This window comes from Armatimonas sp. (assembly GCF_043760365.1).
GTDB lineage: Bacteria > Armatimonadota > Armatimonadia > Armatimonadales > Armatimonadaceae > Armatimonas.
Map to the genome: position 1 here is coordinate 1 of NZ_JAYUPA010000011.1, position 6,978 is coordinate 6,978.

Sequence of the window (6,978 nt, forward strand, 5' to 3'; positions counted from 1 at the left end):
GTGCGCCAGAGATCGGTGACAATGGGCGTGACGCGCCCCTCGCCCAGCGCCTCGGTCTGGATCGCGACTAAGTCCTCCATAATATGAAGCCGGTGGTGCGGGCAGCTCACGGCGAGTAGGCCCTCGGTGCACTGGTAGATCTGATCCAGCGCGGCAAGCGTAAAGGCGCTGGCGATCTGCTCGGCGTCCTGGGGTTCCAGCACCTCGGCCACGGAGAACACCCGCTCGGGCTGAATCCGTAGCCGCCCCGCCCGGCGCTCGTCAGCGAGCTTGGCAAGCAGCGTCGGTGGCCCCAGCAGAAGGTGCGGCTGTTCGGCGTTGAGGGCAGCGACGGCCTCAGGCAGTGGCTGCATGAGATCGTGGTAGTGAAGCTGAACCCGGCGGCTCCGCGCTCGCTCGTAGAGATTGCTGGTTGCCCGGTGAAAGAGCGTGACGCGCCAGCCGCGTCGCCGCCAGATCGGCCCGGGGAGCACGCGTGCCAGAATTGCCCCCGCCCACGCGGCTTGCTCCTGCGGCGAGACCAGAAACATCCCCCGGTGCCCCGAGGTTCCCGTGGAGAGTCCCACCGTCAGATCCGTTCCTGGCACCGTCGGGCGAAAATCCCGGCTCGTCTCGGCGGCGAGCGCCATAGCCATCGCCGTATCGCCGTTGACGCCGCGCGTATTAAACTCAGTAAAGCTGGCCATCATCAGCCGCTTGTCCACGGTGGGCAACACCTGCCAGTCTGATAAATCCAAGCCCTGCCAGTGCTTCTGATAGAACGGTGAGTGTGTGCTAGCAAACGCCACTTGCCGCCGCACGTGTGCGTTCTGGAAGTTCGTCAGCGCGTCGCCCTCAAGCCGCGTGAAGCGCCAGCGTGCGCCGAGATAGTGGCGTAAAAAAGTTAAGAGCATTGCGTTCTCCTCAGTGCCTCCTCAGTGCCTGCTGCGCCGCACGCTCCAGAGCGGGTGGCAGGCGCACACCCGATTCCTCGGCAGCAGTAAGGTCCTCTGCTGGGGCTTGGCCGTGGGTGTGCCAGAACAGTACCCGCTTGCTCTGCCACTGCCCCCGATCCGCTTGCAGCGCCGCCCAAGCACGAGCGCTAAAGTGCGTATCCAGCGTGAGGCCCAGCGCCTGTGCCTGGCGGAGCGCGGCGAGCACGGGTGCGGAGACGATTCCCAGTGGCTCTTGGTCAAAGCCCTTGCGGCTCTCGCAGGCGAGCGCAGTGACACTCTCGGGCAGGCGGCGCTGCGCTTCGGGCGAGAGGGCGCGCAGCCGCTGGAGCGCCCGCTGCGGTGTCGGTAGAAACAGGCGGGCACGTTGCCAGGCGGGTGTCACGGTCTCCACAGCGATGAGCGTGGGAAGCGGCTCCAGCCCGGAGAGCGCGAGCCCCATCGCCAGCCCGAGCGCCGTGCCTTTGGTGGCGACCGCAATATAAATAAGCTCCGGGTTTGGCAAGCAGCCCTGCCGCACTTGCTCGGCAAGCTCCAGTCCCGCATTGACGTAGCCCATTACCCCCGCGACTGTCGAGCCCGCTGGGGGGACGCGTGGCAGGCGGAGCAGTGGGAGTGTTCCCGGCCCGAGTAACACCTGCCGTGCGCCCAAATGCGCCTGGAGCAGTAGCTCTTTGTACTCGTTCTCTTGAAGCGGCGTCGGGACAAAGCACAGTGTCACGTCCAGCCCGGCGGCACGCCCGTAGATCGCCGCCGCCGTGCAGTGGTTGCTACAGAGCCCGCCAAAAGTGAGAAAGTGCTGCTTCTTTTGCGCCTTCAGCTCACCCAGAATCCACTCGAACTTGCGGGCCTTGTTGCCGCCGTAGCGCGGGCACGCCAGATCATCGCGCTTCACCCAGAGGCCCAGCTCTGGCAAAAATGTCACCGGCGTCGGCACCTCAGGCAGGAGCGGTGTCCACGGGAAATGCGGCGCTAGCTCGGGGAAGCGGCGCAGGAGCAGCGGCAACTCACTCATCGGTTCCACGTCATTTACCCATTCCACTCAATATCGTGCGTTGAGAAAGCCAGCGTGCTCAGCTTTTTCTTCTTTGCTTGCCAGGCATAGGACAGATAGATGCACAAGGCGGCGCGTGCGGGGCCGGGGTCATTGGGATCACTCAGAACATCGGGCGTGGTAAAAACATCGCGCCAGCTGCGCTTTCTCCCCAGCAAGAGCATGGCTGCTTTGAGCTGCCGCCGCCCGGTGCCCGGCACTACTTTCTCTGGTGCCTTGTCACCCCCCAATAAAGTTTTCCAGCACACGGCGAACGCGGGCTGATGGGAAAGCAATGCCAGCCCCATCGTGGCTCTTGGGTTGATCTCGATGAGAACCAGGCGGCCTGTGGCTTCCTCGATAAAGTCTAGCGAGAGAGAGCCGGTGTAGTGCGTTTCCGCAGCCAGTTTCTGTGCCGCCGCCAGTGACGCGTCATACATGGGGCCGTGCACGGCATCGTAGAAGATTCCCGCCCCCAGACCGACGGTGTAGGGTGTGCGGTAGGCGGCGTGGGCGAGAACTTGCCCATTATGGCAGAGACTGTAGGTGCAGAGTGCCTTGCCCAAGATCCATTCCTGCCAGACCCACTCGCCGTCCCCTCCATCGTCTGTGGGCTTTTTATCCGCAGCTTTCTGGCGCTGTTCTTGCGTGCCCCGGAGCGGAATCACATGGCTGGAGAAGCGCGAGTAGGCACGCTTGAGAATGCCATCGCGCGTGACATCAGGCTGGGCACAAGTCTCGGGCGTGGCTATTCCGAGGCTTGCAGCAAAGGCGATCCCGCGCCCTTTGTGATGGAGCTGGTCTAAAATCGCAATATCAGGGCAGAGCAAGCGCACCGACGGTGGCAAGGCAGTGCGCCCCGCCGCCAGCGCGAAGGTCTCCTCGCAGGTCGGGATAATTGCATCAAGCTGTTTGTCTCGTGCAAGGCGTGCGAGTGTCGCAAGGCAGTCATGGGAAGCGAAGCGCGGCGAGGGCACGCAAAAGTCCTCGGTGACGGTGCGGCTATTTTGCCCAAAGTTAGGACGAAGGCTATCGGCAGTGTAGACCACGGCTCCGGCGGCGTGCAGCGAGCGGGCGAGCAGAATGGCCACGGGCGCACGGCTCCCCGTTATCAGCACTCTCACGGATCAGTCTCCGTGCAGTGGGTGGGGTAGAGTAAGACCGCCGGGTGGGCAGCGGCGAAGGCATGGAGCTTGGCCAGTGTCTCACGCACCGCCGCGCCGTTGTCCGTGAAGAGATTGGTTATCGGATGCGGCGGGCGGTTCTCACGGATTGCCTGGCGGCAGTAGGCGGCATCGGCGACGAGAAAAACCGTGCCCGTGCTGGTCTGTGCGAGGAGCCCGAGCTGGCCGCGTGCATGGCCGGGCAGGTGCACGAGCCGGAGGAGACCATCGCCAAAGAGATCGTGCGTTGGGCCAAACGGCGCTAGCTCGGGGCCTGTAAAGCGCTCCAGAAGCGTCGCACGCTCGGCAAAATCTGTCGGCAGAAGCTCGGGCAGAAAAGCGCGCTTCAGGGCACCCAAGCCCCGGCGATTCTGCACTTCCCGCAGTCCCTCGGCGCTAGCGATAAAGCGAGCTTCAGGAAAGTCTTTGAGCCCGGCGATATGGTCCGCGTGAAAGTGGCTGACGATGATCGTGTCAATAGTGCCAAAGGTATTAGGGTCAAGCTGTGCCGCGAGGCTCTCCTCGGGCGAGGTAAAAACAGGCGTGGCACGCAGATAGAGTTTATACGGAAAGTGCGCGGCGGCGGCGAAGAGGTGCGTCGCCGCATAGCCCGTGTCAAAGAGAATACGGCCTTGCGGGTGCTCAAACAGCCCAGCGCGAGCAGGACAGCGAACAGGCACGCCTCGGCGTCCGCCGCATAGCACATGGCTTTCGTCGGCGAGGCAGTAACCCGTGGTCAGCATTTCAAATCTCATGTGAGCGCCTGGATCGTCCGTGCGATCCCCTCGGAGAGCGTGACGTGGGGAGTGTAGCCCAAAAGTGTTCGGGATGGCTGGGTGTCGTAGGTCTGGGTGCGGGCTAGAAGCTGCACGGTGTAGCGCGTGAGCAAGGGCTCTTTACCCGTACGCTTTGCCTTGCGCTCCATCAGGCTCGCCGCAAGAAGTGCCAGCGGCAGGGGAATCGTGCGGGGCTGCCACGGAATCTTCAGCCCCGAGAGCACCTGAGCAATCACCTCCCAGAGCGGCACCGCCTCGTGGTTGGTGATCGTAAAAGTCCTCCCCAGCGCCGTTTTGGGTGCATCGGCGGCGCAGAGCAGCGCCGCAACCACGTTGTCTATATACGTCAGCTCGACTAAATTTTTGCCATCCCCGATGCGTGGCAAACGCCCCGCACGAGCCGCAGAAATCAGACGCGGCAGGAGCGAGGTATCTCCCGGCCCAAAAACCGCCTTGGGGCGCAGGATCACGCCGCTTAGCCCGCTGCCCTCCGCAAAAGCCGCATTCACTCGGTCTTCCGCAAGCTTCTTGGTCTGGGAGTACACCGAGGCAAAGCGCGTCGGGTAGGGCGCGTCGTCGGGGAGGTTGTGCTGACCATGCCCCGTAAACACCACACTTGGCGACGAGACATGCACCAAGTGCGCTATTTTGTGGGTTCGGCAGGCTGCTAGAATATTCTCGGTGCCCTCGACATTGGTGGCGTAGAACTCCGCCGGGTCGCCCCAGGGCGCGGAGAGTGCGCCCACATGGAACACCATATCTTGACCCTCGCAGGCCGCAGCAACCCCTGTCTTATCGCGCAAGTCGCAGGAAATGGCGCGGGCTCCCACCGCGAGCAGGCTCTCCACACGCGAGAAATCACGGCCCAGCAGGTGCACGCTCCACCCACGCTCCAGCGCCGCGCGAGCCAGTGCACTCCCAATAAAGCCAGTTCCCCCGGTGATCAGGACCGACTTGGCTCCTTGCATACCCCTATTCTACTCTACCCGGCCTTAGAAACTATGTAGCCATTCTCTGGCAGTAGCCCGTGTGCCTTCAAGATATCTCCGCCGCTTGCAATAAAATGCGGAGGCAGGCGCACGCCGCTGTAGAGCAGTGGCGGCTCGAAGTCCTGAGCCGCCTCGCCATAGGCCATCCAATGATCCAGTACTTTGTTGGCATTAGCGAAGGCGTTGCCGTGCGGAAACTTAGCCACGAGCGCGAAGGCGGCACTCACGGCGCTTTCGAGCTTTTGGGAGAGTGCCTCGGCGGCAGCTTGCTCACCAGAGTCAAGAAGACGTAGCACTTCGGACAGCTCGGGGGCGAAGACGTTGGCGGTGCTTAAAAGAAAGCCATCGTAGGGGCCGCCATTGGTGCGTGGCCAGGGCGCATAGCCACTTTTCTCCGCGCCGCGCACCAAAAAGACGCCGCCAAAGTCGAGGCCGCTCTGCGCCACACGATCCTCGCCGCTGGTGTCTTTGAAGAGAATGACATTGGCAAACTCACGGATCAGCGCGGCGACGGTCTCGGGGGCAAGCTCGTTTTGGGTGACTTGCGGGAGCTGGTAGAGCGCCGTCGGCCAGCCACGGGAGAGCACCTGCACGAGACCGTCAAAGAGAGCTTTCTGGGTGAGATCACTGCCCTTGGGCGGGCAGATCGTCACCCCGACCACCGCCGGGTGTGTGCGCAGCGGCTCCAGCGCGTCCAAGCAGGCGAGCACCTCGTCCGTGGAGGTTTTCAGCACGCCGATCAGCACGCGAATCCCTTGCTCTGCCGCAGCCGCAAGCACTATGTCGAGTAGGCCACGAATATCGGAGTCGGTCATTTCCCAGCCCTCGCCGGTGGAGCCGGGGACGAGAATGCCTTTGACATCGGGCGAGAGTGTGGTCAGATGCGCCTGGATGCGCTCGGGGTCAGGGGTGCGTGCGGCCTGAAAGTGCGTGAGCGTCGGGCACCAGAGGCGAGAGATGCCGCCGGGAAAGAGCAACTTCTGGAGTGCTTGGCGCTGGGCGTTTATCGTGCTCACTCTTTGGTGCTGACTTTCAGTGCACGAATTGTCCCGGTGAAGCGCGACGTACCCTCATAAGCAGGGTCAACCGGGTTGTCGCTGTCGAATCCGACGCAGAACGGCTCTTGCGGCTGGCGAGTGAGGGGGCCGCTGAGTTTTTGGGTGGCGACGGTCTGCCCGTTCACTTTCAGGCTCAGCGTGCCATCGGTAGCAATCCGTGCTTCAAGCGCGGCGTTCTCGGGAAGCGTCTCGGGAGAAGTCAGGCGGATCAGCTCCCCACCCGACGGATGGACGGCCAAGACCACGTGACCGTCTTTGAGATAGAGCGCGTAGCCAGTGGCAGTGCCGCCGTGGGCGACCAGCACGCCGCTCTGTGGCTTGCCCTCCAGCGTGCAAGAGATCGTCAGCGGACACCTCACTACCTGCGGTGCTTGTGTGCCACTCAGCATGTCGCCCACTTTGAGCGTGTCCAAGCTCATAGGCTTGGCAGGGGTGGCTTTCGGGCTCTCCTCAAAGGGGTAGAGCGTCACCGGGTTCTGCACCGCGCCCGCCGGTCGCACGCCCGGCTTTCCCTGACCCAGCTCGGAAGCCATCGCCACAGCCAGCGCCTTCAATCGGCTCACCACGTCGGGGTGCGCCGCCGCGACATCGGTACGCTCCCCGATCTCGGCATCTAGGTTGTAGAGGCGGGGGCTTTCGAGTGAGGCGGGAACAGTCTCACCTGCCTTGCCCATTCCCTCGTTCTGCGGCGCAATGGCCAGCTTCCAGGGGCCGGAGCGCACGGCTTGGAGGTTGTAGCCGTTGAAATAGTAGCGGGCCTCGTGGGGAGATTTTTTGGTATTGCCCAGCAACAGCGGCGCGATATCTTTGCCGTCGATCTTGCGATCCGTGGGCACGCTGCCTCCCGCGAGCTTGACAAAGGTCGGCAGAAAGTCTATTGTCCCCGCCACGGCATCACAGGCGCTTCCGGGGGCGATCTTTCCAGGCCACGCGGCAATCGTCGGCTCGCGGACACCGCCCTCCCAGGTGCTGCCCTTCCCCCCGCGCAGGGGGCCAGCCTCACCGCTGTCTTTGCCTTGGGTGAGCC

The 6,978-nt window shown here is 63.3% G+C and carries 7 protein-coding genes; all 7 read right to left on the reverse strand.

The genetic code is table 11. From position 1 onward, the window contains the following. The coding region (locus ACH2EH_RS00290; protein ID WP_395137675.1) for a F390 synthetase-related protein at positions 1-893 on the reverse strand (893 nt) is incomplete at its 3' end. A gap of 10 nt (positions 894-903) precedes the next feature. After that, positions 904-1,947, reverse strand: coding sequence for a pyridoxal-phosphate dependent enzyme (locus ACH2EH_RS00295; RefSeq protein WP_395137677.1), 1,044 nt, complete (start codon positions 1,945-1,947; stop codon positions 904-906). A gap of 14 nt (positions 1,948-1,961) precedes the next feature. Continuing rightward, the gene (locus tag ACH2EH_RS00300; protein WP_395137679.1) at positions 1,962-3,089 is read right to left on the reverse strand and encodes a hypothetical protein; all 1,128 of its coding nucleotides are present in this window, start codon (positions 3,087-3,089) and stop codon (positions 1,962-1,964) included. Beyond that, positions 3,086-3,883 (reverse strand): MBL fold metallo-hydrolase, encoded by a 798-nt coding sequence (locus ACH2EH_RS00305; RefSeq protein ID WP_395137681.1) that lies wholly within the window; start codon positions 3,881-3,883, stop codon positions 3,086-3,088. Before ACH2EH_RS00305 ends, ACH2EH_RS00300 begins: the two co-directional genes overlap by 4 nt. Next, positions 3,880-4,872 (reverse strand): NAD-dependent epimerase/dehydratase family protein, encoded by a 993-nt coding sequence (locus ACH2EH_RS00310; protein WP_395137683.1) that lies wholly within the window; start codon positions 4,870-4,872, stop codon positions 3,880-3,882. Before ACH2EH_RS00310 ends, ACH2EH_RS00305 begins: the two co-directional genes overlap by 4 nt. Before the next feature lie 14 nt (positions 4,873-4,886). Then, positions 4,887-5,909, reverse strand: a complete 1,023-nt coding sequence (locus tag ACH2EH_RS00315; RefSeq protein ID WP_395137685.1) for a dihydrodipicolinate synthase family protein — start codon at positions 5,907-5,909, stop codon at positions 4,887-4,889. Then, on the reverse strand, positions 5,906-6,978 hold a 1,073-nt coding region (locus tag ACH2EH_RS00320), incomplete at its 5' end, for a sulfatase/phosphatase domain-containing protein (protein ID WP_395137687.1). The genes ACH2EH_RS00320 and ACH2EH_RS00315, both read right to left, overlap by 4 nt.